This window comes from Enterobacter sp. H2G27, from assembly GCF_054403075.1.
The window spans coordinates 21,939-45,860 of the sequence record NZ_JBSVSI010000002.1 but is presented as its reverse complement, the minus strand read 5'-3'; the positions used below and the strand labels follow the sequence as shown (position 1 = coordinate 45,860).

Sequence of the window (23,922 nt, the reverse complement as noted above, 5' to 3'; positions counted from 1 at the left end):
ATCAGAAACCGAGGTAAAATTCGGGTGTCACAGAACCCCGAACTGGTTTGCGATGAAAATAACTATTTTATCCAATTATACTATTGAGGTTATATGGCAGCAGATACAGCAAGTGCACTGGACACAGCAATAACTATTGTAGGTTTCATTGCAACAATTGCTTCATTAGTTCTTGCAATCGGAGCTATTTGGCTTTCATTTGTATTTTACAAAATGTCTAATGAAGCATCTAAAGAAACAACGAAAGCTGCGAAAGATATCCAATCCAGTGTTGAAAGACTAGAAAAGATATTTGACAAATTGTATTCTGATACATTTTCCATGATGAAGGACACTGTGACTGATATGCGCCAACATATATGGAAAAAGCCACAGCCCAACAGTGCTGTTGATGCTATTGGTGATGATGAAAAAATAAACGCACTTAAAAATAGCATTAGCCAGGAAATAATTGGTTTAGTTGATGAGAAACTCAAGTCAAGCGAGGGAAACGAGTTTAAAATCAAGGAGTTAGAGGATAAAATAAAAAGGACCCTTGAAAGTGGCATTCAGAAAACGATGCGACTCCAAGCCCTTCCTTCCGCATTAATTCGCCGCAGGCTATTAGGTTTGATAAGGAGAAACAATTCAATATCGCTTGATGGGTTGATAAAAAAAATGAACGCCATGTATCCTGAAGAATATTCATTAGACGATACCAAATTTATAAATAATTTATTTTCATTGCGTGAGTCTGGTGCGATAACATGGGATGGCCCATCAACTAGAATTTCCACAAGTAATATTTTGACGTATGTTGGTGAAAATAAAGAACATACAGAAAAAGATTGATTGATGGTTCGCATAATGACGTTATGCTAAAGAGGCGGCTGCGGATAACATTTTCGCAGCGGCCTTTTCAACATATAGACATTTCTAACGAGCCAGTGATTAGACATTTTCACTGAGCTTTGACAAGAAATGTAGAGGCTCAATGCTAATGTCTATTTATGGCTCATTAGTCATTAGGAATGTCCAAGCTATAGTTCTCAGACCTGTATGATTACATGTTTGGCGCTAAACAATGATCTCAGCTCGCGCGAGATCGATACGCTGGTCGAACAGGCGAGCAATGCAGAACTTGGTCAGGTCGTCAAAGACTTACTAAACCACATCCGAACGAAGAAATAAATGGATCTATGTCAACATGTTAAGTCTGATTTGTGCGAATCCGTGAGTCACGTGACATTTGATGCTTCTCGCCAGCATGTGTACAAAAGTATCTTTAGCGCGTTACGCGGCAAATAATCATCATATCGGCACCGTAAATCAGGTTTTTTGATGCCATTTTCTGTTTTGTTGTCGTGCATGCATCTGATGCGTGAGTTTGCACGCGCTGCTGTGGTTTTCTCACCAGCTCTTCCGCCAGCGTTGGTGGGGGTGCAAGTGCATTAAAAGCGGCCCTTAAAGTGGGCAGGCGTGGCGGGGAAAGCATTGCGCGCGGAGAATGCTATAAATGATTATCACATGTTGTTAAACATATCTTTAATCGTTGGCACAAAACATTTTTGTGATTTAAAAAGTATTTGATAGTCTTGAAAATATGGGGGTATAGAAATTAGATTCCCTGCACCTACATACGAACAGAGAACCTAAGGCGACTTAACTTACGTTGCGATAATTACTTTTTAGGTGAATAGTTAAGATATATGGGTATGTGAATGACTTTATACTCATTACCGCTTACATCGTGCGTGTGAGTGGTTATTTTGATATTGTGGTCATCATTAAGGCATTCTTCTTTTGAAATTGCAGGGAATCTGGATTTTAGTTCAATCATCCAATTCGACATAAAAGAATTAATTTTTTTTTGATTGCAGTATAAAATTAAACCACCTGATTTAGAGTTTGCTCCACTTACTGAATATCGAGTGGTTAGTTGTTGAAATCCATCGAAAACCCATTGATAATCTTTTGCCTTTTTTGCTTCCCCAAGCCATTTATACTTTCCTAACTCTATGGATATGTCACAATGCCCACCATTGTTTGCTTCTCGGCTAACATTTAATCCATAGCTTTTATATCCGCTTAAAATATAAAAAAGAACGGCTGAGTAGCCATCTTCTGAAGTGCTTTCATACTTCAGATGGTTTCGCGATTCAGACATTGATGCAGATGCATTAATGAGCAATTCATGAATTAAATTCTCAAAATCATCCCAGCTACTCCTGGCTTTTCTGAATCGAGTTATGTTTTGGAAGAGTCTTAACTCGTCAGGTGATGAATCTGATAAATTTTCAGTTTGAAAGGTTAGCATTCATGCCGCCAATGTTTTTGTTCGATATACAATTCATTAATGACGAATGTGGGAAAAATATAATCATTAAAATCGTATATGATTTGGTCGGGGTTATTAGGGTTTTGTAAGTAGCCAAGTCTAAAAGCATCGGCCATAGCATCATTGCTTATGTCTATAGGTTCATCGTTATCATCAATAACTAGAACATATTCAAGCTGAAGAAAGTCAATGTCAGGATGAGTTAGTAAAGAAACTAAATCAAGATAACTTGTTTTTATGTTATTGTTTTCTATTATTTTTTTAACCGCCCCCATGGAGAGAACAACATTCCTTGGGTCTTCGTTTAATCCCATGGCAACCCTGGCAAACTCTACAGTATCGTCCTTAATTCCATCATAAACGACTAGTGATGATATTTTATCTTTTAAAATTGCCATGGCAGTATCTATATTCATGATTAAAGAATCAACGGTTCTATGGTTCTGAAATCGCTCATGCTTAGGAAGTTTGTTGATAGGAAGTAATCAGTTTTCCCCTTCGCATGTGCAGCTTTAGAATAACTTCCAGGTATGCTAACTATGACCTTATACTTGAAGCCTACAATTGGATGAGTTTTGTCGATATTAAAAGAAACCTTGTAAAAAATTAGAGATTGAATGTTGTTTTTTAGACCATCTTTATTAAATGTGTCATTTCTTATATCAGGTTTGTTTGGCGATTTCTTTGCGGTGTACCTGGATAGTTCTGGTGTTATAAAATTGATTTCATGTACTGAATAATTGGCCTTATTGTAAGGCGCTGTATCTTGAACACAAATTAAACCAATGGAATTAAAAATGTCCTTTGTACTTATGTTGGATATTTGAGTATGCTTGAGTATCTCTAGTTTTATTTTGGGAAGTAAAATGTCGTATGACTGTTTGCAATACTCATGGCTGTCATCATCTATAACGTCAACTAGCATAAAAGCTTTATCATGTGTGAGAAGTAGACAGTCAATATACTGGTTTTTTACGAGTTCATAACCATAAAGAGAATCAAATCCTTCCATGCCAGGATGCTTCTTAGGGTCTAAGGATGTCTTTTTATTTGCCTCCTTTACTGAAGGAAAAAAACACACCTTACAATTTTCATAATCTATCCAACAAGAGTTTCTTTTCTGGCCGCTAAAGTCTTCACTTCTGTCCACTATATCCAATGCATTGTCTTGTGGATCAGAATTAATGCTGTTTAGCAAAGCGTCAACATCTTTTTGTTGCAAGTTGATACTATAAATTGCCTTGTTACTGATGGTAAGTATTGATAGTGCGTAATCCTTTATTTCTTTAAATACAAGTTCAAATGCAGCTTTGTTTTTATCCTTCAACTCGTTAAAGCTGATATTTAACTTCTCATATGTTGCGCGTCTGCTGTTGCTCATCAAGTTATCTAAGCTATGATGTTTTAAAAAATCACGAATAAACTCCCAATTACCTCTCATTGCAAACAAGAAAATGGCACTCTGTTCTTGCTCGCTCAACGCATTGATCAGCACATCTTCATTAGATACGCTCTCAACACCACCATCGATAGCTACAGCTTTCATCTTTGAATACGCCTTGTTTAGTCGAGTTGCTCTGAAACTAGCTTATAACAGATAACGTACCTGTTCTAGAATTTCCTAGACTCTACAATCTTCAATCTGATGCGTTTTGACAAGCTTGGAAAGCACATCTATCGCGGAAGTGTGATGGAAAGCAATCTGTCGTTGGCTATCATCCTCTACTAGTTTTTATTAACGCCTTAAAAAAGCCGCCTCCCGGCGGCACTATCCGTTATTCGTTATAAGGATCTAATGAGTACTTCGAAGCGGATGATGTCCTCGCCCACCCACTCGTTCAGCTCCATACAGCGCGACTGTAGAGGCCCCAGCTCGTTACGGACAAAGACCTTTTCCACTTTCTCGACATCACCAACGGAGCCGACATTCTCGGGCTTGCCGCCCATTAACTGGAACGGGATGCGGTGCGCATCGAGAAGGTCACCGGCGCTAACTTTCTTGATGTTAAAGAAGTCATCTTTTGTCGCGACCTCACTCAGCGGCACCATTTTAATGCCGTCGGCTTTGCCGTTCGGCGCGTAGAAAAACAGATTCTTAAAGTTCCCGAGCCCCTTCGAGTCACGCATTGCTTTGCCCTGCCCCGGACTTATGAGCTTAGTTTCGACAAGTGGCGTAGTAGCTAAATTGAGATGTCCGTCTCTGACCAAATAGACATGTCCGCACTACAGTCTCACCACAGCGATCGCTGCTTTCAAAGGATGAGACTCATGACGACATACGGAACGGGTTTTTTCTCAATGAACGATCTAAACCGAATCATGATCCTTCAGGACGTTATCGACCGCCGTCTTACCACACGTCTTGCAGCAACCCGGCTTGAGATATCTGACAGACATTGCCGACGGTTGCTGGAGCGCTATCGTGAACATGGGCCACTTTCACTTGTTAACCGTCGTCGTGGCCAGCCTGGCAACCGGCAACTCATGCGGGGCCTCGCTGAACGAGCACTACGTATTATCCGCGAACGCTACGCTGATTTTGGCCCGACGAGAAGGTTATTATCTGGTATAGGAGTCAGTTTGGAGATCGGATAATTTTGTAGTTATGCATATTATTTTACAGATCGATATGTGCAATGGATTGATTTTACGCCTGCGGCTATCGCATTCAGGTTATCCGATTAAGATCAAATCCCATGAAAACAGCGTATAAAGCGGGAGAATTCCCTACTGCGAAGGCCTGATCTGTTCAAAAAAATGCATACCGTATCATCCAAACTGACCCTATATAGGTTTTTAAGTACTAAAAGACTTAAGGGAGTCTTGTTAGGTAAGCATCCACTTTCATGCGTTTGCCTTCTGCATTGTATGCATCGGGATTTTTTGACCTAAAGGCCCTGAGCTTTTCATACGTCTTAGGAAGGGTTTCTGCTATTTTATCGATGAAGGAATCCGATGGATTGCCTTCAACATCAGGAGTTATTGGTGATGTAGTAGTTTGCAAGAATGAAAAAATCAATTTGATGATTGTTAGATCATCAAATTTAGATGCGAAAATTTTATCATTTGTAGTTAAATAAGACACTCTTTTCTGTATTCTTTTGTACTGATCCTCATCAACCTTATATTTTGGTGATAGCCATTTAATGAAATAATTAATAAAGTCGGTTTTTAGAGGGTCACTATCACTAGATATACAGGAATCCCAACAGTCATATTTTGTAAAGACGTTTTCTTTAAATGCAATATTGAATTTGCCATAAAGTTCAGGGTTTTTTTCCGCGATTGAAACAAATGCTCTCCTCACACTCCTGATAGAAGACATACTATAGTTATTAGTTTTCATATCCATAGATAATAATGATATTATTCTAGCTGAAAATTTATTTTCAAGAACATCAGCGTGCTGGATTGCAGTGGCAATAACCATCCATTTGAATTCATCTTTGGTATATTTTGTTTTGTTAATCTGGCTAATTACAATTTTAGATAAGTCATCTCTATTCTGATTAAGAAGAGATAGTAAAAATAAAACATAATTCTCTTCATCTGGATCGTTAGATATACTATCAATAACCTTGCTTACTAAATATAATAATGCCGATTCATGAATCGAGTCTATGTCATATCTTACTATTTTAGTATTTTCTTTAAAGTCAGATTTTGATGGGAAGTAATTATTATCTTTTAACAAAGAAAGAATGTCATCTGCAGCAGAACGAGAAAGTATTCTTCCTTTAGAGAGAACAAGATCAATGATAGTGGTAAATACATACCTTGCCTCTTCAGCTGTTGGCTCATGATCTGTTGGATGAGAGGCCTTATTCCTCATTACTCTCATACCATCCAATATATCTTTTTCTAGTTTGGAAATTAGATTATTTGATGCAAGATTGTCTATTAAAAAAGATTCATATACTTCTTGCTGCTGCTTCTTTCTCTCTATTTCTTGGTACAGGGCCTTAATCGATGAGTTTGTTTCCTTCAAAGCTTCAAGCTTATCGCATAGGTCGTGAAACATGGCATTGAATGCTGTGCTTATAGATGCCCTATATGCAAAAGCGTTATAGCACCTCATGGATTCTTCCATTAGAGGGACTATTTTTTTATTCCTTATGTTTAATAGCATTGTTTCCATATCTCTAATTGCCATACATACCTCTTTATTATTCCTAAAGTAATTTCTTCTTATACCAAATGAATTGCATTGTGAGTTAAGGCTGAGGCTTCGAATACCTTTACTTCTCTTTCCAATTAGCAATGCTTTTGGCTATCCCTGTCACCTCATTTTCATCTAGAGGTGCAGCAAATTGCGGGTTATAGGCACTGGCTCGTTCACAACATTTTACCGTGGTTACCGGAATGCTACCGCCCTCAGAGCGTCATGTCTGATAGCTATATCATCTAACCGATAATTCAAATGTTTTATCTTTGTTAAAGATATAGGCAACAGGACATAGACTCAATATTATTTCTACTTATTAAAATGTACGTTTGAAAAAGTAGACTCTCTGCGGTACGCTTTGGCGTATACTTTTCCCCGATTTTTCACGCAGCGCGCCGGACGCTTTCCGTCCCGGACGGAGCCCTGGATGACCCTGATGCCTGACGATGAACCCGAGCAGATCCTGTCCCCGGCGCGCATTCCGCCCGGCGAAGGTTTCCTGCCGGAGCCGTTCGCCAGTGATGTGCCTGTCAGTCCCGCCCGGGCCTACCTGCTGTCCCTCAATTCTCCCCGAAGCCGGCAGACCATGGCCTCATTCCTCGGAATTGTTGCCGGCATGCTCGGCGCCGCGTCCCTGGAGTCCTGCAGCTGGGGCAGCCTGCGGCGCCATCACGTGATGGCAGTCACCGAGCTGCTGCGCGACACCGGCCGTGCAACCGCCACGATCAACACCTATCTTTCGGCACTGAAAGGGGTGGCGAAGGAAGCCTGGATGCTTAAGCTAATGGACGTCGAGAGTTTCCAGCACATCCGGGCGGTACGTAATCTGAGGGGCAGCCACCTGCCGCGCGGCCGGGCCCTGCCGCCGGAGGAGATACGGGCGCTGTTTGGTGCCTGTGAGGCCGATGACACCAGCATCGGAGTGCGCGATGCGGCGATGCTGGCCGTCATTCTCGGCTGCGGCCTGCGTCGCTCGGAGGCCGTGGGGCTGGATTTGAGTGACGTTGTCACAAATGAGCAGGCACTTCGTGTGCTGGGCAAGGGCAACAAGGAGCGGCTGGCCTACATGCCGGCTGGTACCTGGCAGCGGCTAACAATGTGGATTGAACAGGTCCGGGGAGAGAGAGAGGGGCCGCTGTTCACCCGTATCCGCAGATTCGACACCCTGACGAGAGACCGCCTGACCGATCAGGCGGTGTACCATGTCCTGCAGGTTCGCCAGCGCCAGGCCGGAATAGCGAAATGCGCGCCACACGATTTAAGGCGAACCTTTGCCACCGCCATGCTTGATAATGGTGAAGATCTCATCACTGTGAAGGATGCGATGGGCCACGCCAGCGTTACCACCACGCAGCAGTACGAGCGCCGCGGTGAAGCGCGTCTTCGCCAGGCCAGGGATCGCTTAAAAATTTAACCGTCATCCATAAGGTATATAAATGCTTCTGTATCATTACACTGACCAGAATGGGTTCATGGGTATCATTAATAACTGCGAGCTCTGGGCTACGAAAATTCAGTATCTTAATGACAGCAATGAGTTCTTCCTTGCGATTACTTTAGCTAATCGCCTTCTGAATGAAATGATTGCCAAAGAAAAGGATGAAAGGATTAAGCTAAGGCTTAATCGATTTATCAGTAACCTTAAAGGGATTCGGAATCTTAATCTGTGTGTTTGCTCATTGTCAGAAGAGGGCGATTTGCTGAGCCAGTGGCGCGGATACTCCAAGCAGCAGGGGGGATATTCGATAGGCTTTGATTCAGATGCTCTTACTTTGCTGCTGCAATCACAGGGCTTTCGTTTAGGTAAGTGTGTTTATGAAAAAGATGCCCAGAAACATCTCGTCCAGGATGTGATTAACAGATCTCTGGTCAGATATCAGGACATGGATGAACCTGAACCTGAAGTTTTGATATATCCATCTGATTCAACACGTTTTTTCATTAATGAGTTGTCACTGACTGCCCCTTTAATAAAAGACATTTCTTTTTCTGAAGAGAAAGAATGGCGCATATTGTCTGAAGGTGGAATTACTTTTGGTAATCTAAGGTTTCGTGCGGGTATTTCTATGCTAATTCCTTACTATGGTATAAGTCTCAGACCTGACTTCTGGAATCTCATCCGCCAGGTAATTGTTGGACATACACCAAATCCTGAGCTCGCACATTCGTCAACCAGTGCTTTTTTGATTGGAAAATTCAGGGAGGTATCAAAAGATATGCCGCCGTTCAGTATTCAACCAGATGTTGCGCCGGTTAAAAATAGCTCGATTCCTTACCGAAGCTGGTGATGAGGTGAACTGACTGTCAACTTGTCATCTACTGGTAAGAGTTAGTATTAATGCGTTTCTCTGGATAAAGTTGTTTAATCGGCCATTCTCCTTCCCTTCTAACCGGGGTGGTTTGGATTAGGAGGATGGCCGATTTTCTATCAATTTTTCAGGCTGCTTTTTGTGCATTATTCAAGCTATTTACATTTACAATCGCTGTAAGCTGCGTCGTTTGTACAGCCGTCCGTATACTTTGTTCTGAATCAAATATTTCGCAAACTTGTTTGATGCAAATCACTATATGTAGCACTTAGAATACTATCCAGAAACAATAACATACAAGATATTGTATTGTGTTTCCGGGTCTCTGTTCGGTGATTCTGCCAGATCACTTATGCGTATAAACAGGGCATTTATTTTGGTGGCAAGGCTTCGCTCAGATAGTCGTTCCTGCACAAAAGCGCAGATGGTGCAGGATGTCGCCCCTGATTACAGGAGGCTTTATGAACAGATGGGTTTACTGCATTCTGGTTCTGGCACTCTGCGGTTACCCCTCAGGTAACCAGAGTGGCTGGGTTCTGAATGTCAGTCACATCAATATCAGCGTCTCAATCTGATTCGTTGATATATTTACAAAAAAACCACCTGCCAGGGTGGTTTTTTTGCGCCCTGATAGTGAATAACAGGACTGGCAAGACTTCGCTCACGACGAATTATCCGTCGGACATGGATGTCCCGCAATCCTTTTATTCGCAAAAACGACTCGCGTTTCATGACAGTAATCAAAAACCTGAGAGTGGAAGTTATGTTACTGGGCTTTCCGGATTGCAGCTTGTAGCCTGTCAGCGGTAACGGCTTCCGGGAAAACCGTGATGGTGTCGGGAGTCGCCCCGCTAACGGGCATGACGATGATCCCCGGCGTTCCGGTGAGCCCCAGTTCCTCTGCCAGGTTACTGTTTTTCTCAAGGGACGCGGTATGGTCGCCCGGCACAGAGGCGGCCAGACCTGCCTTTGACGCTGCCGCGAGTATATCCTCCGCCGTCAGCTTGCCTTCATTATGGCCGGTGGCGTAGATGGCATTGTGATAGGTAACATAGGCCTGTGGCCCTTTCTTTTGCCAGACCGTCAGCCCCTTCTGCGCTGCCTTAAGTGAAGCTTCCCAGCGGCCACCAAATATTGGCCACTCCTTAAAGAGGTAGCGGACGTCCGGCTGCGCTTTCATGACCTTCTCCAGCTCTGGCGCGAAGCGGCTGCAGAACACGCACTGGTAATCAAAGAATTCAATCACCGCGACCTTTGCATTATCAGGCCCGTAAACCGGGGTGTCCGGATCATGCAGAAGGTTCGACTGATTCTCCATCACGTTGAGTGCAAACATCTTCTGCTTACGTGCCTCCTGCTGTTCCTGAAGCTTATTACTGACGGTCACCAGAATCTCCGGGTGAGATACCAGATAGTCGGCAGCGATTTCGCCGATACGAGCCTCCTGCTCCGGGCTGAATACCGGGGTCGTCTCAGAAAACGGAAAATAAAGCACGCTAAGGCGTAACTACCCTCGGCTACACCGCGTCGGCACCACGCGGCTCTTTCTCCCCTTGCAGCGAAGCAATCAGCGGGCAAGAAACGTTCCCTTGCCGCGCATGGCAGGCGAACACAAGTTCGGATAGCACGGTTTCCATGCGCGCCAGGTCGGTCATTTTTTCGCGCACGTCCTGAAGCTTGTGCTCGGCCAGGCTGCTGGCTTCCTCGCAGTGGGTGCCGTCATCCAGCCTCAGCAGCTCTGCGATCTCGTCGAGGCTGAATCCGAGCCGCTGGGCTGATTTCACGAAGCGCACCCGCGTCACATCCGCCTCGCCATAGCGGCGGATGCTGCCATAGGGCTTGTCCGGCTCCGGCAACAAGCCCTTGCGCTGATAGAACCGGATTGTTTCCACGTTGACCCCGGCCGCCTTGGCGAAAACGCCAATAGTCAGATTCTCCAAATTTTTTTCCATATCGCTTGACTCCGTACATTGGTACGGAAGTAAGCTTAAGCTATCCAATCCAGATTTGAAAGGACAAGCGTATGTCTGAACCTCAAAACGGGCGCGGGGCGCTCTTCACTGGCGGGCTAGCCGCCATCCTCGCCTCGGCTTGCTGCCTGGGGCCGCTGGTTCTGATCGCCCTGGGGTTCAGCGGCGCTTGGATCGGCAACTTGACGGTGTTGGAACCTTATCGCCCGATCTTCATCGGCGCGGCGTTGGTGGCGCTGTTTTTCGCCTGGCGGCGCATCTACCGACCGGCGCAAGCCTGCAAACCAGGGGATGTGTGTGCGATTCCCCAAGTGCGCGCTACTTACAAGCTCATTTTCTGGGTCGTGGCCGCGCTGGTTCTGGTCGCGCTCGGATTTCCCTACGTCATGCCATTTTTCTATTAATCACAGGAGTTCATCATGAAAAAACTGTTTGCCTCTCTCGCCATCGCTGCCGTTGTTGCCCCCGTGTGGGCCGCCACCCAGACCGTCACGCTGTCCGTACCGGGCATGACCTGCTCCGCTTGTCCGATCACCGTCAAGAAGGCGATTTCCAAGGTCGAAGGCGTCAGCAAAGTTAACGTGACCTTCGAGACACGCGAAGCGGTTGTCACCTTCGATGATGCCAAGACCAGCGTGCAGAAGCTGACCAAGGCCACCGAAGACGCAGGCTATCCGTCCAGCGTCAAGAAGTGAGGCACTGAAAACGGCAGCGCAGCACATCTGACGCCCTTGTCTGCTACCACAAACGAAAAAGGATCTGTCGCATGACCCATCTAAAAATCACCGGCATGACCTGCGACTCGTGCGCGGCGCACGTCAAGGAAGCGCTGGAAAAAGTACCCGGCGTCCAATCTGCCATAGTGTCCTATGCGGCTCTGTTGCAAAGATTGGCGGCAGTCAGAGGTAGGCTGTCGCTCTGCGCCGATCAGGCGGCTGCTGCGAAATGGTGGTTGAGCATGCCCATGGCCTCCGTCAGCGCCGAGGGCCCAATGCCAAAAGCTCTCTCCACAAGGCGCACCTCGCCCCTGATGCCGGGCTGCAGGCACCAGGGGCGAGCCTGTCCTTTGCGCAGGGCTCGCATGACTTCGAATCCCTTGATCGTGGCATAGGCCGTGGGGATCGATTTGAAACCGCGCACCGGCTTGATCAGTATCTTGAGCTTTCCGTGATCGGCCTCGATCACGTTATTGAGATACTTCACCTGCCGGTGGGCCGTCTCCCGGTCCAGCTTTCCTTCGCGCTTCAATTCGGTGATCGCTGCACCATAGCTCGGCGCTTTGTCGGTATTGAGCGTGGCAGGCTTTTCCCAGTGCTTCAGGCCTCGCAGGGCCTTGCCCAGGAACCGCTTCGCTGCCTTGGCGCTGCGGGTCGGCGACAGGTAGAAATCGATCGTGTCGCCCCGCTTGTCGACTGCCCGGTACAGGTAGGTCCACTTGCCCCGCACCTTGACGTAGGTTTCATCCAGGCGCCAGCTCGGATCAAAGCCACGCCGCCAGAACCAGCGCAGCCGCTTCTCCATCTCCGGGGCGTAGCACTGGACCCAGCGATAGATCGTCGTATGGTCGACCGAAATGCCGCGTTCCGCCAGCATTTCCTCAAGGTCGCGATAGCTGATCGGATAGCGACAATACCAGCGCACCGCCCACAGGATCACATCACCCTGGAAATGGCGCCACTTGAAATCCGTCATCGTTCCGTCCGTCCAATCTCCGCCAAGCATGCTCAAGCTTCACGATTTTTGCAACAGAGCCCACACGAGTATTGAGCATAGTCGAGATTGGTGCAGATCACTTCTGATATTGAACTGTCAGGAGCTGGCTGCACAACAGCCATTACGCCCAATCAACTGGTGCAGTCGTCTTCTGAAAATGACATTTGGTATCTCTCATAAACGGATGTTTTTGAGAGAACTATCTTCGGCCTTCACACGCACGAAAGGCGGCGAAGCTCCGCCGTTAATCCGTCCGCCGGAGATCTCGCCCAGGCAGGCTGAAGGCCGAGCAAGCCTGACAGGCCCGAAAAGCCCGGCACGGGCGTCGGCGGCGATGACGGCGGCGGCATTATCCAGGGTTGATGATGGAAGTGGAGGATATCGACAACCTCTCGCGCAACCAAGACATCGCGGTCGGACTGCAAGTGATCTTGAAGCCACGGGCCCGTCCCACCCCGACATGGACCTCGATGCCCGAACGGACGTTAGATTTCGAGTTCTAGGCGTTCTGCGATGAAGGTTGGATCCCAGCCGGGATTGAAAGTGTCGACGTGGGTGAATCCGAGCCGCTCGTATAGGCCACGCAGGTTCGGGTGGCAGTCGAGCCGCAGCTTGGCGCACCCCTGCGTTCGCGCGGCATGGCGGCAAGCCTCGATCAGCGCGGAGCTGACACCCCGGCCCGCATGTGTCCGTCGCACCGCGAGCTTGTGCAGATATGCGGCCTCCCCCTTGAGGGCGTCGGGCCAGAACTCGGGATCCTCGGCCGACAAGGTGCAACAGCCGACGATGCCGTCGCTGCAACTCGCGACTAGGAGCTCGGATCTCAGGACGAAGGTCTCCGCGAATGTCCGGTCGATCCGCGCGACGTCCCAGGCGGGCGTTCCCTTGGCGGACATCCACGCCGCAGCGTCGTGCATCAGCCGCACAACCTCGTCGATATCACCCGAGCAGGCGACCCGAACGTTCGGAGGCTCCTCGCTGTCCATTCGCTCCCCTGGCGCGGTATGAACCGCCGCCTCATAGTGCAGTTTGATCCTGACGAGCCCAGCATGTCTGCGCCCACCTTCGCGGAACCTGACCAGGGTCCGCTAGCGGGCGGCCGGAAGGTGAATGCTAGGCATGATCTAACCCTCGGTCTCTGGCGTCGCGACTGCGAAATTTCGCGAGGGTTTCCGAGAAGGTGATTGCGCTTCGCAGATCTCCAGGCGCGTGGGTGCGGACGTAGTCAGCGCCATTGCCGATCGCGTGAAGTTCCGCCGCAAGGCTCGCTGGACCCAGATCCTTTACAGGAAGGCCAACGGTGGCGCCCAAGAAGGATTTCCGCGACACCGAGACCAATAGCGGAAGCCCCAACGCCGACTTCAGCTTTTGAAGGTTCGACAGCACGTGCAGCGATGTTTCCGGTGCGGGGCTCAAGAAAAATCCCATCCCCGGATCGAGGATGAGCCGGTCGGCAGCGACCCCGCTCCGTCGCAAGGCGGAAACCCGCGCCTCGAAGAACCGCACAATCTCGTCGAGCGCGTCTTCGGGTCGAAGGTGACCGGTGCGGGTGGCGATGCCATCCCGCTGCGCTGAGTGCATAACCACCAGCCTGCAGTCCGCCTCAGCAATATCGGGATAGAGCGCAGGGTCAGGAAATCCTTGGATATCGTTCAGGTAGCCCACGCCGCGTTCGACGCGCTCCGGCGCACGATCGAGACGCAGGGCGCGCAGATCGGCGCGGAAATGACCGTGATGCGGCGCGGGCTGGAAGCGGCTTTCGACCAGCTCGAAAAGATCGAGCCGGCGCAGGACTACAAGCCCCAGCTCGCCCAGCTCGTGCAGGCGCTCGACAATGTTGCGGAGCGGCTGCACGGCGTAGAGCAATCGCCTATTCTCCGGCAGGGTGCGACACACTATGCGGCGCTCCTCGAGCGCAGCGGCGAGGCCCTGATACGCACCGCCGCGCAGCAGCTCGAGCGGCAGGCGTCCGACCTCGAGCGCGCCGGCCGGAACCTCGCCGCTCATACGAAAAGCGCCTACGACCGGAAAAGTCAGGATTTCCGCATATGGATGGCCGGCCTTGTCGGGCTGTTCGTCGGCATATTCCTGATTTTGCTGTTGCCGCGTTTCCTGCCCTTCTCGGCCGACACCCATGTTGCGGCGACCGTCATAGGTCAGGACCGATGGAACGCCGGCGTCACCATGATGCGGGTGGCCGATCCCCGAAGCTGGCGCGGCGTGGCCGATTCCTCGCAGCTCGTGCGCGACAATGCCGAGGCGATCGGGCAATGCGCCGAGGCCGCGCGCACGGCCGGTTCAGATCAGCAATGCACCATCACCGTGAAAGCGCCGGCAGCACCGGCGCAGTAGGGTTGTGGGGGGACACCAGTTATTTCGGGAGGTTTTCTTCCGCCTCAACAGGTCCGGCGGCCATCGCGACGAGGCGCGCCGCGATACGCTTGCGCAGTTGCTCGGGGAGCGGGCGCGACGACAGCGCCTCGTGAATCCACAGCCCATCGGCGGCAAGGCGCGAAATGAACCTGTCCAACTCGGCAGCGTCGTTTCCAATCGGCGCAGGAGGTGCCCAGCGGTCGATGACCTGTTGCCACAGATCGCCAAGCTGCCGATTGTCGGAGCTTTCCAGCATGAGCAGCAGTTCGACCCGCCGGGCAGCTCTTGCGCAGGTGTTGATGTAGGCGGCGTGTCGTTCGGCGTCTGTCGCCCTGTCCGAGGTGTTGCCGGCGCTCGCTTCCAGCTCCTGTTCCCATGAGCGAGTCAGATGCTCATGGGTGGCGAGGATCAGGGCTTCGCGCGACGGGAAATGATACAGAAGGCCGGCGCGTGTCATGCCGGTTTCGAGCGCTACGGCGTCGAGGGTGACGGCGGTGAGGCCGTCACGCTCGATGATGCTCACAATGGCTTCAAGCACTTCGAGGCGCTTGCTGGCTCTCGCCATGTCGGCTTCCTTAGTGTTGTGTGGGATAGGCTGACGATTGCGAGCCGGGACCGTAGCGCCGCAACAGGATGCCGGTGATCAGGGCACCCACGGCCAGAACACCCGCCGCCACGTACATGACGACCGTATAGGCGTGGTCGAATGCGATTCCTGCCGCTTGACGCACGACAACACCATCGGCCCCCGCCTCGTTGGCAAAGACCAGCGCCGACGCCATGCTGTCGCGGGCCGCTTCCGAGGTTCCGGCGGGGAACACGACGTTGACCGTATAGAGGTAGGCCAAAAGACTTCCGAGAATTGTGACAGCGAACAGACTGCCAAACTCGTAGGACACTTCCTCGACCGACGACGCCATGCCGGCGCGATGCACAGGCACATTGCCCACAATAGCCGTTGATGCCACCGACATTGTTGCACCTACGCCGGCACCGGTCAGCGCCAGACCGGCGATCAGCCAGCCAAGGCCATGAGTGATGCCCCATGTCGCAAGCAGGACCGCCAGCGATCCCGCCGCAAGCCCGCCAGCTATAAGGATACGTAGGCCAATACGATGCAGGAATGCACCACCGAGCAGCGCAGTCGGCAATGATCCGAGCGCCGCCGCCGAAACCAGCATCCCGGCTTCCAGCGGCGTGAAGCCCGCAACGAGCTGGAAGCGTTGCGTCGTAGCAAGCTCAACACCGCCGATGGCGAACAGGGAGAACGCGGCCGCTAGAACGCCCGATGTGAACGCGGCATTGCGGAAGATCGAGAAGTCGAGCAGCGGGAACGGCAGGCGCAGTTGCCGGCGGACGAACAGCGCTCCGGCGAGGATGGCAACCAGCAGCGAAATAGCGGGGACGGCCCACGACTGCCCGGCATGGGCAGATTCCTTGATCGCGATCACAAAAGCCGACAGCGCCACCAATGCCTGAAACGACGACACCACGTCCCAAGGCTTGGTCGCATCGCCGGCCACCTTCGGCGCAACGATCAGCGCCGAAATGAAGGCAGCGACCACTACCGGCACATTGATGAGGAACACCGACCCCCACCAGAAATGGCCGAGCAGAAAACCGCCGATGATCGGTCCGAGCGCAGCGCCGACGACCGACAACGACCCCCAGATCGCAATGGCGATGTTGCGTTCCCGGTCATCCTCGAAGGTGACGCGGATGAGGGCGAGTGTCGCGGGCATCATCGCCGCCGCGCCGACCGCCAGAAAGGCCCGCGCCCCGATCAGGATTTCCGCTGTAGGCGAATAGGCCGCCACAATCGACGCGACACCGAACAGCACGAGGCCGATGAGGAACATGCGCCGGTGACCGATCCTGTCACCCAGCGTCCCGGTGCCGAGCAGCAGGCCGGCCATGACGAGGGGGTATGCGTTGATGATCCACAACCCTTGCGTTGCCGTCGCGCCAAGCTCGCGCGTCAGGGTAGGCAGGGCCGTGTAGAGGGCCGAATTGTCCAGAACGATAAGCAGGAGACCGGCGGCGACGGTCACCAGAAGAACCCAGCGGTTCGAGTGGGCGGCAGGCATGATAGCACCATTCAGTGAGAGTAGCCAAACTTTACAGACAAGTTAGTAAAGTGTCAAGCGCCTGCCCGTGAGGAACTTCAGACAATGGCCGACTGTCGTTTTCAGAAGACGACCGCACCATCTGACTGGATGTAACGCCTGGTGTGCATACGGCTCCTGACAGCCCAATATCAGGAGTCGTCTGCACCAATCTCGACTATGCTCAATACTCGTGTGCACCAAAGCGAGGTTTGGGCATGACATCAGACACTCCACCGATTGCCGCGCAAGGCGTGGCCACCCTGCCCGACGAGGCATGGGCGCAAGCCCGGCACCGGACGGAAATCATCGGGCCACTGGCAGCGCTTGAGGTGGTCGGGCATGAAGCCGCCGATGAGGCAGCCCAAGCGCTGGGCCTGTCCCGGCGACAGGTATATGTCCTGATCCGTCGCGCCCGGCAGGGTACTGGCCTGGTAACAGACCTGACGCCCGGCCGATCCGGCGGCGGCAAAGGCAAGGGGCGCTTGCCGGAACCGGTCGAGCGCATCATCCGCGAGCTGCTGCAAAAGCGCTTCCTGACCAAGCAGAAACGCAGCCTGGCGGCGTTCCACCGCGAAGTCGCGCAGGCGTGCAAAACCCAGAAGCTGCCGGTGCCGGCGCGCAACACCGTGGCCCAGCGGATTGCCGGACTACACCCGGCGAAAATAGCCCGCAGCCGGGGCGGGCAGGACGCTGCCCGTCCCTTGCAAGGCGCGGGTGGCATTCCGCCAGAAGTCACCATGCCGCTGGAACAGGTGCAGATCGACCACACCGTCATCGACCTGATCGTGGTCGACGAGCGCGACCGGCAACCGATTGGCCGCCCATATTTGACCCTCGCCATCGACGTGTTCACGCGCTGCGTACTCGGCATGGTGGTCACGCTGGAAGCGCCGTCCGCCGTCTCGGTCGGCCTATGCCTCGCGCATGCCGCCTGCGACAAGCGGCCCTGGCTGGAAGGGCTGAATGTGGAAATGGACTGGCCGATGAGCGGCAAGCCCAGGCTGCTCTATCTGGACAACGCGGCCGAGTTCAAAAGCGAAGCGCTGCGCCGTGGCTGCGAACAGCATGGCATCCGGCTGGACTATCGCCCACCAGGCCAGCCGCACTACGGCGGCATCGTGGAACGGATCATCGGCACGGCGATGCAGATGATCCACGACGAATTACCGGGGACGACCTTCTCCAATCCCGGCCAGCGCGGCGAGTACGATTCCGAGAAGATGGCCACCCTGACGCTGCGCGAGCTGGAGCGCTGGCTCGCGTTGGCGGTAGGCACCTATCACGGCTCCGTGCACAACGGCCTGCTCCATTAGGCCTTGGCTGGCCCCGTCCAGCCAATCCGATCGAGCGTGCCGATGAGGGTCGATCGGGGCACCTTGAAGGACCGGCACACTGACGCTTTGCTTGCACCAGCATTGAGTGCGTCCGTGATCTGCTCGATCGTCTCCGCGTCGATGCTCGGCGGTCGACCGCCGCGTCTGCCCCGGCGCTTTGCCGCCGCCAGTCCCGCCATCACCCGCTCGCGCGTAAGCGCGCGTTCATATTGAGCAAGCGCGCCGAAAAGCGAAAACAACAATTCTCCGTGGGGCGTGGTTGTGTCCATCTGCTCCGTCAGCGATTGAAAAGCCACGCCCCGGACTTTCAGGTCGGTGATAATGGTCAGCAGGTTGGCCAAGGATCGCCCAAGGCGGTCGAGCTTCCAAACGATCAGGGTGTCGCCTTCCTTCAGGTATTCCAGACACGTCTTCAGGCCGGAGCGATCATCCCGGGCGCCCGATGCCTTATCGGAATAGAGATGGCGTTCATCGACGCCGGCGGCGAGCAGAGCATCGCGCTGGAGGTCGACCGACTGGCGGTCGTCGACCGATGAGACACGCATGTACCCGATGAGCATGTACGACAAACCCCTGGATCAATGTTGTCGCACAGTAGGTCAAAGCGACAGGGTTTGTCGCGCATAATCAGCCGCGATCATGGAGCTTCAATCCGTTTGCGTCGTCCCCTGTCGGGAAACATGCGGTTTCCGACATGGCAGCATTGCGCCCCAGTTGGTCGCTCCGGACCTAATCCAACCGCTCTAACATGACGAATGGACCACCGCAGTCTATGCCAGTCAGCGGCCGGAGGCGACAGATGGCGATCGGGAAACCCCTCAGAATCTCAAGCTGGTGTAGGCGCCGAAGTAGTTCCCGTATTTGCCGCCAACGCTTTCCAGCGACTTGCTCGGCATGAAATAGCTGTTGGCCACGCCGAATTGCAGGCGCTTGGTGGCCTGCCATGATATGTCGATTTCCATGGCGGTACCGATCCGCCGAGCGGAAGCGGACGCAAACGATGCACCGGCAGGCCCGACGTAAGCGCCGTCTGCAATGCGATGGCGCCAGTAAAGTTGGGCCCCGGTCACAATCGTCACCGATCGCGCCGGCTTCAGCGTAAGCGTTGGGTTGAGGTTCATCAAATTTGAGTAGTTGAACAAACCACCGGCATTGAGCATCTGATAACGAGGCGCAGGCGCGACAAAGGTACCCAGCGTGTCATTACCGGCGTTGCCGTCGCCGCTAAATACATTGGCTCTGAGCCCCAGGCGCGGCTGAAGGGCAACCTTGGGGAAGGTATAACCACCATCCATCATCATCGCCCATGCGCTGATGTCCTTGGTTCCAAAGCGACCGGACTGGTAGGTACCTTCCACGTCGAGATCCCAGGTCGCAGTGCGCTGCCACAGCCTCGCACCCCAGCTGCTACGGTTCTCGGAGGCCCTGCCCTGAGCGTTCAATGCAGTGTCACGCTTCACCTGGAACCAGTACCCGTCGACGCCAAAGCCAGCCACCACGTGCGGAGCGCTGACGTAAACGCCGTGGAATGACTGTGTGTGGTTAGGGGCATTGTTGAATTCGCCGTCCTTAATGTTTACGGGGCGAACGGCGAACGTGTCGACAGAGATCTTGCCGGGAAGGGCATAGGTCGCGCGCAGGCCCTGATAGAGCACACGCTGATTGACACCGTCCCGCAGCGTGACAAGCTTGCCGTTGCCAAGCGGCATTTCGAACCGACCAGGACGCAACGTCAACTTTCCAGCTTTGCCGAGCGGCACCGTCACATCGAGGAACGCCTGCTCGACGTCGAAGGGCCCCCGGTTCGGCGGAGTGACCAGGCTGGAACCGTACTCACGATTGTCGCCCAGTTCCACAAAGGCCCGGACGTGCGGCCCCATGTGCAGATCGGCCAGCAGTCGCAAGCGACGCTGCACCGGGTCATTGGCGTCATTCGCAGTGCGCCCGGCATTCTGATGATCCCAGGCGGTGTAGTATGCGCGCGCCTCACCGCCGAGGGAGAGGTATATGTCATCCGAGCCGATCGGGATGTGCTTGATCCTGTCGATCAATGGCGCATCCTTGCTGACGGGCTGCGACCAGTCCTCCGTCCAGCGGATCGCCTGGGGAAGGTTCGGCGTTCCCGTCTGCCCGCCGGGGACCGCCACGGCAGCGCGGGGCTGCGATCGTGGGGGGCGAACACCGGGTTGCGCCTGGCTGCCCATCGGGCCACCTGCGGACTCGTCCTCGGTGCTGGCCGGAGGCACCGATTGCGCCAGGGCGACAGTCGACCCGGTCATGATCGCTGCTCCCAGCAGACAGCCGCACACGATCGTCTTGGAACCTTTCAACACAGCCTTCTCCCAGACGACGCCCCTGTCTGCCGCAGTCCAGCAGCCCCACAAGCGAGGTCGTTCACATCATTTTGAAGTTCTCTTGCGCAGTCTCGCGCGGGCTAATCCGCAATCGCGGAGATCAAGCTGCGGACAGCAGGATTTCCGATATACGCCCTACCCGGGTCACTTCTCAGTGGAAATCAACAGAAACGGCCTTTGGCGTCCTTGACCATCACGAACCACACGGCCGCATCGGAACCCCAGACCACAGGGTTGCCAGTGGTCATGGCGCTGGTTTCGAGCTTGCGGATCTCTTTCACCAGCGTGGCGCCGTCCAAGAACTTGCCGGTCTTGCGGTAGTGCTCGGCCGAGGCCTTTTCGGTGTACACATCGTGCAAGCCGCGAGAGGCGGATTTTTCGTCCAACACCGCATATGAGCCCAGGTGGACGAAGTTTGTGCGGAAGTCTGTGGGGCGGCTGATGCCGCCCTGGCTGTCCACATAGGGCGAAAAGTCGCCGGCCGTGACGGCCAGTGGCAGGACGAGGGCGCTGGCGAGCAGAGCGCCGGTGAGTGCGATTTTCATCGTGTTCTCCTTATATGCCTATGGAGATCAGACGGCGACCACGGGGAAATCCACCGTGGGGTCGGCGATGTGGTTGGTGTAGTTGGTGAGCGTGTTCAGCGCGACGTTGGCGATCACTTCCAGTATCAGGCCGTCGTCGAGCCCCGCGCGGCGGTAGTTGGCCATGGCGTCGGCCGACACCACGCCGCGTTGCTCGACCAGCGCGCGGGCAAAGCCGGCGATTGCATCGTCAAGTGCGTTGGCCGCCTGGCCGGTGCGGGCCGCGGCGATGGCCTCTGCCGACAGTCCGGCACCTTTGCCGATCAGGGTGTGTGCGCTCAGGCAATACTGGCAGCGATTGGCTTGAGCGGCAGCGAGCGCAACGATCTCGCGCTGGGAGGCATTCAGGCGGCCGGTGCCCAGCGTTTCGGACAAGCCGAGGTAGCCATTGAGCGCCGCCGGCGCGTGGGCCAGCGTGGCGAACAGGTTCGGCACCATGCCAAGCTTGGCTTTGACGGCCTTGAGTGTGGCAGCGGTAGCGGCGTCAGCGGTGTCGATGGTCAGGGGGGCGATTTGGGGCATGTCTATCTCCGTAGTGGGTGAGGTGCAAGAGCACGTGGGCATGATCGCCCTTTGTTTGGTACGATATGGCACGTAAAGTATCAAATACGTAACCTATCGTCTTATATGGAGAGTGGAATGGCGGATCGACTGGCCGGCTTGCTCCGGCACTACTCGCTTTCGGCGCGCGTTTTTCACAGCGGCGCCTTCTGTAGGCAGCATCATTACGCGGCGCCGCATGGCTATATCCATCTGGTGCGGCGCGGCCCGATTACGGCGCGTTCGCCCGTGCATGAAGATCTGCTGGTTACCGAGCCGAGCCTGCTGTTTTATCCGCGCGTGGCGTCGCATCGTTTTGTCGCCGCCCCCGGCGATACCGCTGAGCTGTTGTGTGCGGAGGTCGACCTGGGCGCTTCGACGGGCAATCCGTTGGCCATGGCCTTGCCGTCGATGCTGCTGATTCCGTTGGCGGACTTGCCCGGCCTCGGGCCGACGCTAGAGTTGCTGTTTGCCGAAGCCGAGCGCGACCAGTGCGGTCGGCAGGCCGCCATCGACCGCTTGTGCGAGTTGCTACTGATCCAGTTGCTGCGTTATCTGATGGATGGGCGGCTTGGCGCCACCGGACTGCTGGCGGGCCTGGCCGACCCGAAACTCGCGCGCGCCATAACCGCCATGCACGATGCGCCGCAGACCGCGTGGTCGCTCGAGGCGCTGGCGGCGAAGGCGGGCATGTCACGCGCGCGCTTCGCCGCCGCGTTCAAGGACGCGGTGGGCGTCACGCCGGGCGACTATCTGGCCGACTGGCGGATGAACGTCAGTTGCACCCTGCTCAAGCAGGGGCGGCCGGTGGCGGTGGTGGCCGACCGCGTCGGCTACGGCAGCCCGAACGCTCTGGCGCGCGCCTTCCGCGTGCGCATGGGCTGCGCCCCGCGCGACTGGCTGGCGCAGCAGCGCGGTGACGCGGCGCTCAGCGGTTCGTGAGTTTGAGTTCGATTCGCCGGTTCTTGGCGTAGGCGGCGCCGGTGTTGCGCTCGTCGAGCGGGTGAAATTCGCATCACGCCGGAACAACTGGCGGAACTCCAGGTGGCGATCCGTCAACGGCTGGTCAGTCTGTTCGTGCGGCGCGGCCGGCTGGACAAGGCTGAGTCAGTGGCGCAGGTAGCTGGATGACGCTGTCCCGCCCTGAGCCGACGCTCACAGGCGGGGATTTCCAGTGTCGTCATTGTCGGCTATTGGCCGGCAGCAGCCCGTCGTTGCCTGATGGATCCAACCCCTCCGCTGCTATAGTGCAGTCGGCTTCTGACGTTCAGTGCAGCCGTCTTCTGAAAACGACACCGACAGCGGGGCTTCGCATTCCGGGGCGCGATCAATTTGTCGCGAAATTCCTGATTTTTGCGACAAAATCGCCGGCGCTGATTTTGCAGGGAAAAATCTGTCGCAAAAATCAGGTGCGAAAGTCAAACTTGTGCGACTGACTTTCGCGACACGTCGCGGCCCGGATTCCGCGCCGCTGCGGACGTGGTGCAGGTTTCAGGATTTGCGCGACATAAGGGGCGCGAAGGAATTTAATTCTGGATCACCAGATCAAAAGACCTTGGCGGGCAGACGCGCTCGAAATAGTAGCTTTCAACATCGTCCCAAACAGCGTGCCACGCGGCTAAAAAGCCCTCCGCGCCCTGTTCGCGCGCAGCAGTCCGTTCATGCCGCACTTTGGTCGGCACATCCACGATCACGGCGAGGTCGATCAAATCCCGAAGGAACGGAGATGCGGAATAAGCTCCTTCGAGCAGAATCGTGGGCGCTGGCGCGACTTCGGTAAATTCGTTCTTGAGGCTGTAAGTGCCATCCGGGCCTAGTCCCTGCATGAAGTCGAAAGCTCGCCACTGTGCAGGTTCCCCCTTGCGTAGAGGCTCTATTGCCTCGCGAACGCGGTCCCACTCAAAAACGCGATTCAACCGCTCCGCCACGGTTTTGTGAGGCCACTCGGATTCGGGAACCTGCGTTTGATAGAAATCATCGAGCGTAACCAAGGCTATGTCGGTCAGCTTCGCCAACCTTGCCGCAATCGTTGACTTACCGGAGCCGCTTCCCCCGTCAAGCGCCACGACAACAGGACGTGCGAGTTCGGCGCGGAGGGCTTCTATTCTCTCAAGGGCTCTGTTGCAAAGATTGGCGGCAGTCAGAGGTAGGCTGT

General features: G+C 53.8%; 24 protein-coding genes and 5 pseudogenes. 10 read left to right on the top strand and 19 right to left on the bottom strand.

Annotated elements, in window-relative coordinates; all coding sequences use genetic code 11:
• The first annotated feature begins 93 nt into the window (after nucleotides 1-93).
• On the top strand, nucleotides 94-831 hold the full coding sequence (locus ACW9E7_RS21885; protein ID WP_458728429.1) for a hypothetical protein: 738 nt from the start codon (nucleotides 94-96) through the stop codon (nucleotides 829-831).
• Between the two features lie 829 nt (nucleotides 832-1,660).
• On the opposite strand, the gene ACW9E7_RS21880 is transcribed toward ACW9E7_RS21885, so the two are convergent.
• The 4 genes from ACW9E7_RS21880 to ACW9E7_RS21865 form a co-directional block, all read right to left on the bottom strand.
• Entirely contained in the window at nucleotides 1,661-2,296 is a 636-nt protein-coding gene (locus tag ACW9E7_RS21880; RefSeq protein WP_458728428.1) for a hypothetical protein, read from the bottom strand.
• Nucleotides 2,290-2,733, bottom strand: coding sequence for a hypothetical protein (locus ACW9E7_RS21875; protein ID WP_458728427.1), 444 nt, complete (start codon nucleotides 2,731-2,733; stop codon nucleotides 2,290-2,292). Before ACW9E7_RS21875 ends, ACW9E7_RS21880 begins: the two co-directional genes overlap by 7 nt.
• Nucleotides 2,734-2,735: 2 nt before the next feature.
• Nucleotides 2,736-3,863: a hypothetical protein gene (locus ACW9E7_RS21870; protein WP_063943163.1), complete on the bottom strand. Its 1,128-nt coding sequence runs from the start codon at nucleotides 3,861-3,863 to the stop codon at nucleotides 2,736-2,738.
• Between the two features lie 236 nt (nucleotides 3,864-4,099).
• Nucleotides 4,100-4,444: a capsid portal protein gene (locus tag ACW9E7_RS21865; RefSeq protein WP_458728426.1), complete on the bottom strand. Its 345-nt coding sequence runs from the start codon at nucleotides 4,442-4,444 to the stop codon at nucleotides 4,100-4,102.
• Nucleotides 4,445-4,585: 141 nt separating this feature from the next.
• Between ACW9E7_RS21865 and ACW9E7_RS21860 the strand changes: the two are divergent.
• Nucleotides 4,586-4,867, top strand: a pseudogene (locus ACW9E7_RS21860) (helix-turn-helix domain-containing protein); the annotation flags it as partial.
• A 262-nt stretch (nucleotides 4,868-5,129) separates the two neighbouring features.
• Here ACW9E7_RS21860 and ACW9E7_RS21855 read toward each other — a convergent pair.
• Nucleotides 5,130-6,470, bottom strand: coding sequence for a hypothetical protein (locus ACW9E7_RS21855; protein ID WP_458728425.1), 1,341 nt, complete (start codon nucleotides 6,468-6,470; stop codon nucleotides 5,130-5,132).
• Nucleotides 6,471-6,561: 91 nt separating this feature from the next.
• A pseudogene (locus tag ACW9E7_RS21850) lies at nucleotides 6,562-6,660 on the bottom strand (primase C-terminal domain-containing protein); the annotation flags it as partial.
• Between the two features lie 249 nt (nucleotides 6,661-6,909).
• Here ACW9E7_RS21850 and ACW9E7_RS21845 point away from each other — a divergent pair.
• Together ACW9E7_RS21845 and ACW9E7_RS21840 are read left to right on the top strand one after the other, a co-directional pair.
• Entirely contained in the window at nucleotides 6,910-7,896 is a 987-nt protein-coding gene (locus ACW9E7_RS21845; protein ID WP_458728424.1) for a tyrosine-type recombinase/integrase, read from the top strand.
• Nucleotides 7,897-7,954: 58 nt separating this feature from the next.
• The gene (locus tag ACW9E7_RS21840; protein WP_458728423.1) at nucleotides 7,955-8,770 is read left to right on the top strand and encodes a DUF2971 domain-containing protein; all 816 of its coding nucleotides are present in this window, start codon (nucleotides 7,955-7,957) and stop codon (nucleotides 8,768-8,770) included.
• A 787-nt stretch (nucleotides 8,771-9,557) separates the two neighbouring features.
• Here ACW9E7_RS21840 and ACW9E7_RS21835 read toward each other — a convergent pair.
• Both ACW9E7_RS21835 and ACW9E7_RS21830 read right to left on the bottom strand, forming a co-directional pair.
• Complete coding sequence (locus ACW9E7_RS21835) at nucleotides 9,558-10,286, bottom strand: DsbA family protein (RefSeq protein WP_458728422.1); 729 nt, start codon at nucleotides 10,284-10,286, stop codon at nucleotides 9,558-9,560.
• A 22-nt stretch (nucleotides 10,287-10,308) separates the two neighbouring features.
• Entirely contained in the window at nucleotides 10,309-10,743 is a 435-nt protein-coding gene (locus tag ACW9E7_RS21830; protein ID WP_000414383.1) for a mercury resistance transcriptional regulator MerR, read from the bottom strand.
• Between the two features lie 71 nt (nucleotides 10,744-10,814).
• Here ACW9E7_RS21830 and ACW9E7_RS21825 point away from each other — a divergent pair, with 71 nt between their 5' ends.
• The 3 genes and pseudogenes from ACW9E7_RS21825 to ACW9E7_RS21815 form a co-directional block, all read left to right on the top strand.
• Nucleotides 10,815-11,165 carry a mercuric transport protein MerT gene (locus tag ACW9E7_RS21825; RefSeq protein WP_001294666.1) on the top strand — a complete coding sequence of 117 codons (351 nt, stop codon included), beginning with the start codon at nucleotides 10,815-10,817 and terminating at the stop codon, nucleotides 11,163-11,165.
• A 15-nt stretch (nucleotides 11,166-11,180) separates the two neighbouring features.
• Nucleotides 11,181-11,456 (top strand): mercury resistance system periplasmic binding protein MerP, encoded by a 276-nt coding sequence (gene merP / locus ACW9E7_RS21820; RefSeq protein ID WP_000732290.1) that lies wholly within the window; start codon nucleotides 11,181-11,183, stop codon nucleotides 11,454-11,456.
• A 71-nt stretch (nucleotides 11,457-11,527) separates the two neighbouring features.
• Nucleotides 11,528-11,668 (top strand): annotated as a pseudogene (locus tag ACW9E7_RS21815) (cation transporter); the annotation flags it as partial.
• Between the two features lie 20 nt (nucleotides 11,669-11,688).
• Here the strand turns inward: ACW9E7_RS21815 and ACW9E7_RS21810 are convergent.
• From ACW9E7_RS21810 to ACW9E7_RS21795, 4 genes and pseudogenes are all read right to left on the bottom strand, one after another.
• Nucleotides 11,689-12,453, bottom strand: coding sequence for an IS6-like element IS6100 family transposase (locus ACW9E7_RS21810; protein WP_001389365.1), 765 nt, complete (start codon nucleotides 12,451-12,453; stop codon nucleotides 11,689-11,691).
• A gap of 117 nt (nucleotides 12,454-12,570) precedes the next feature.
• A pseudogene (locus ACW9E7_RS21805) lies at nucleotides 12,571-12,639 on the bottom strand (EAL domain-containing protein); the annotation flags it as partial.
• Nucleotides 12,640-12,959: 320 nt separating this feature from the next.
• The gene (locus tag ACW9E7_RS21800) at nucleotides 12,960-13,460 is read right to left on the bottom strand and encodes a GNAT family N-acetyltransferase (protein WP_000376623.1); all 501 of its coding nucleotides are present in this window, start codon (nucleotides 13,458-13,460) and stop codon (nucleotides 12,960-12,962) included.
• Between the two features lie 127 nt (nucleotides 13,461-13,587).
• A pseudogene (locus ACW9E7_RS21795) lies at nucleotides 13,588-14,151 on the bottom strand (dihydropteroate synthase); the annotation flags it as partial.
• On the opposite strand from ACW9E7_RS21795, the gene ACW9E7_RS21790 reads away from it, so the two are divergent.
• Complete coding sequence (locus tag ACW9E7_RS21790; RefSeq protein WP_425267986.1) at nucleotides 14,050-14,826, top strand: DUF6118 family protein; 777 nt, start codon at nucleotides 14,050-14,052, stop codon at nucleotides 14,824-14,826. The pseudogene ACW9E7_RS21795 and the gene ACW9E7_RS21790 sit on opposite strands and share 102 nt — an antisense overlap.
• Before the next feature lie 19 nt (nucleotides 14,827-14,845).
• Here ACW9E7_RS21790 and ACW9E7_RS21785 read toward each other — a convergent pair whose 3' ends face one another.
• The gene (locus ACW9E7_RS21785) at nucleotides 14,846-15,412 is read right to left on the bottom strand and encodes a TetR/AcrR family transcriptional regulator (RefSeq protein ID WP_008786762.1); all 567 of its coding nucleotides are present in this window, start codon (nucleotides 15,410-15,412) and stop codon (nucleotides 14,846-14,848) included.
• Between the two features lie 10 nt (nucleotides 15,413-15,422).
• Nucleotides 15,423-16,934 (bottom strand): MFS transporter, encoded by a 1,512-nt coding sequence (locus ACW9E7_RS21780; protein WP_110183789.1) that lies wholly within the window; start codon nucleotides 16,932-16,934, stop codon nucleotides 15,423-15,425.
• 236 nt (nucleotides 16,935-17,170) lie between these two features.
• Between ACW9E7_RS21780 and ACW9E7_RS21775 the strand changes: the two genes are divergently transcribed.
• A complete protein-coding gene (locus ACW9E7_RS21775; protein ID WP_458728421.1) occupies nucleotides 17,171-18,268 on the top strand; it encodes a hypothetical protein in 1,098 nt (365 codons plus the stop codon).
• Here the strand turns inward: ACW9E7_RS21775 and ACW9E7_RS21770 are convergent.
• From ACW9E7_RS21770 to ACW9E7_RS21755, 4 genes are all read right to left on the bottom strand, one after another.
• Nucleotides 18,265-18,849, bottom strand: coding sequence for a recombinase family protein (locus ACW9E7_RS21770; RefSeq protein ID WP_070427539.1), 585 nt, complete (start codon nucleotides 18,847-18,849; stop codon nucleotides 18,265-18,267). The two genes, ACW9E7_RS21775 and ACW9E7_RS21770, sit on opposite strands and share 4 nt — an antisense overlap.
• Before the next feature lie 258 nt (nucleotides 18,850-19,107).
• Nucleotides 19,108-20,619 (bottom strand): alginate export family protein, encoded by a 1,512-nt coding sequence (locus ACW9E7_RS21765; RefSeq protein ID WP_256763746.1) that lies wholly within the window; start codon nucleotides 20,617-20,619, stop codon nucleotides 19,108-19,110.
• A gap of 185 nt (nucleotides 20,620-20,804) precedes the next feature.
• Nucleotides 20,805-21,188: a cytochrome P460 family protein gene (locus tag ACW9E7_RS21760; RefSeq protein WP_285833810.1), complete on the bottom strand. Its 384-nt coding sequence runs from the start codon at nucleotides 21,186-21,188 to the stop codon at nucleotides 20,805-20,807.
• Between the two features lie 27 nt (nucleotides 21,189-21,215).
• Entirely contained in the window at nucleotides 21,216-21,749 is a 534-nt protein-coding gene (locus ACW9E7_RS21755) for a carboxymuconolactone decarboxylase family protein (protein ID WP_064491481.1), read from the bottom strand.
• A gap of 117 nt (nucleotides 21,750-21,866) precedes the next feature.
• On the opposite strand from ACW9E7_RS21755, the gene ACW9E7_RS21750 reads away from it, so the two are divergent.
• Entirely contained in the window at nucleotides 21,867-22,709 is an 843-nt protein-coding gene (locus tag ACW9E7_RS21750) for a helix-turn-helix transcriptional regulator (RefSeq protein ID WP_043743740.1), read from the top strand.
• Between the two features lie 584 nt (nucleotides 22,710-23,293).
• Here the strand turns inward: ACW9E7_RS21750 and ACW9E7_RS21745 are convergent.
• Nucleotides 23,294-23,833, bottom strand: a complete 540-nt coding sequence (locus tag ACW9E7_RS21745) for a uridine kinase family protein (protein WP_158268867.1) — start codon at nucleotides 23,831-23,833, stop codon at nucleotides 23,294-23,296.
• Nucleotides 23,834-23,922 lie beyond the last annotated feature (89 nt).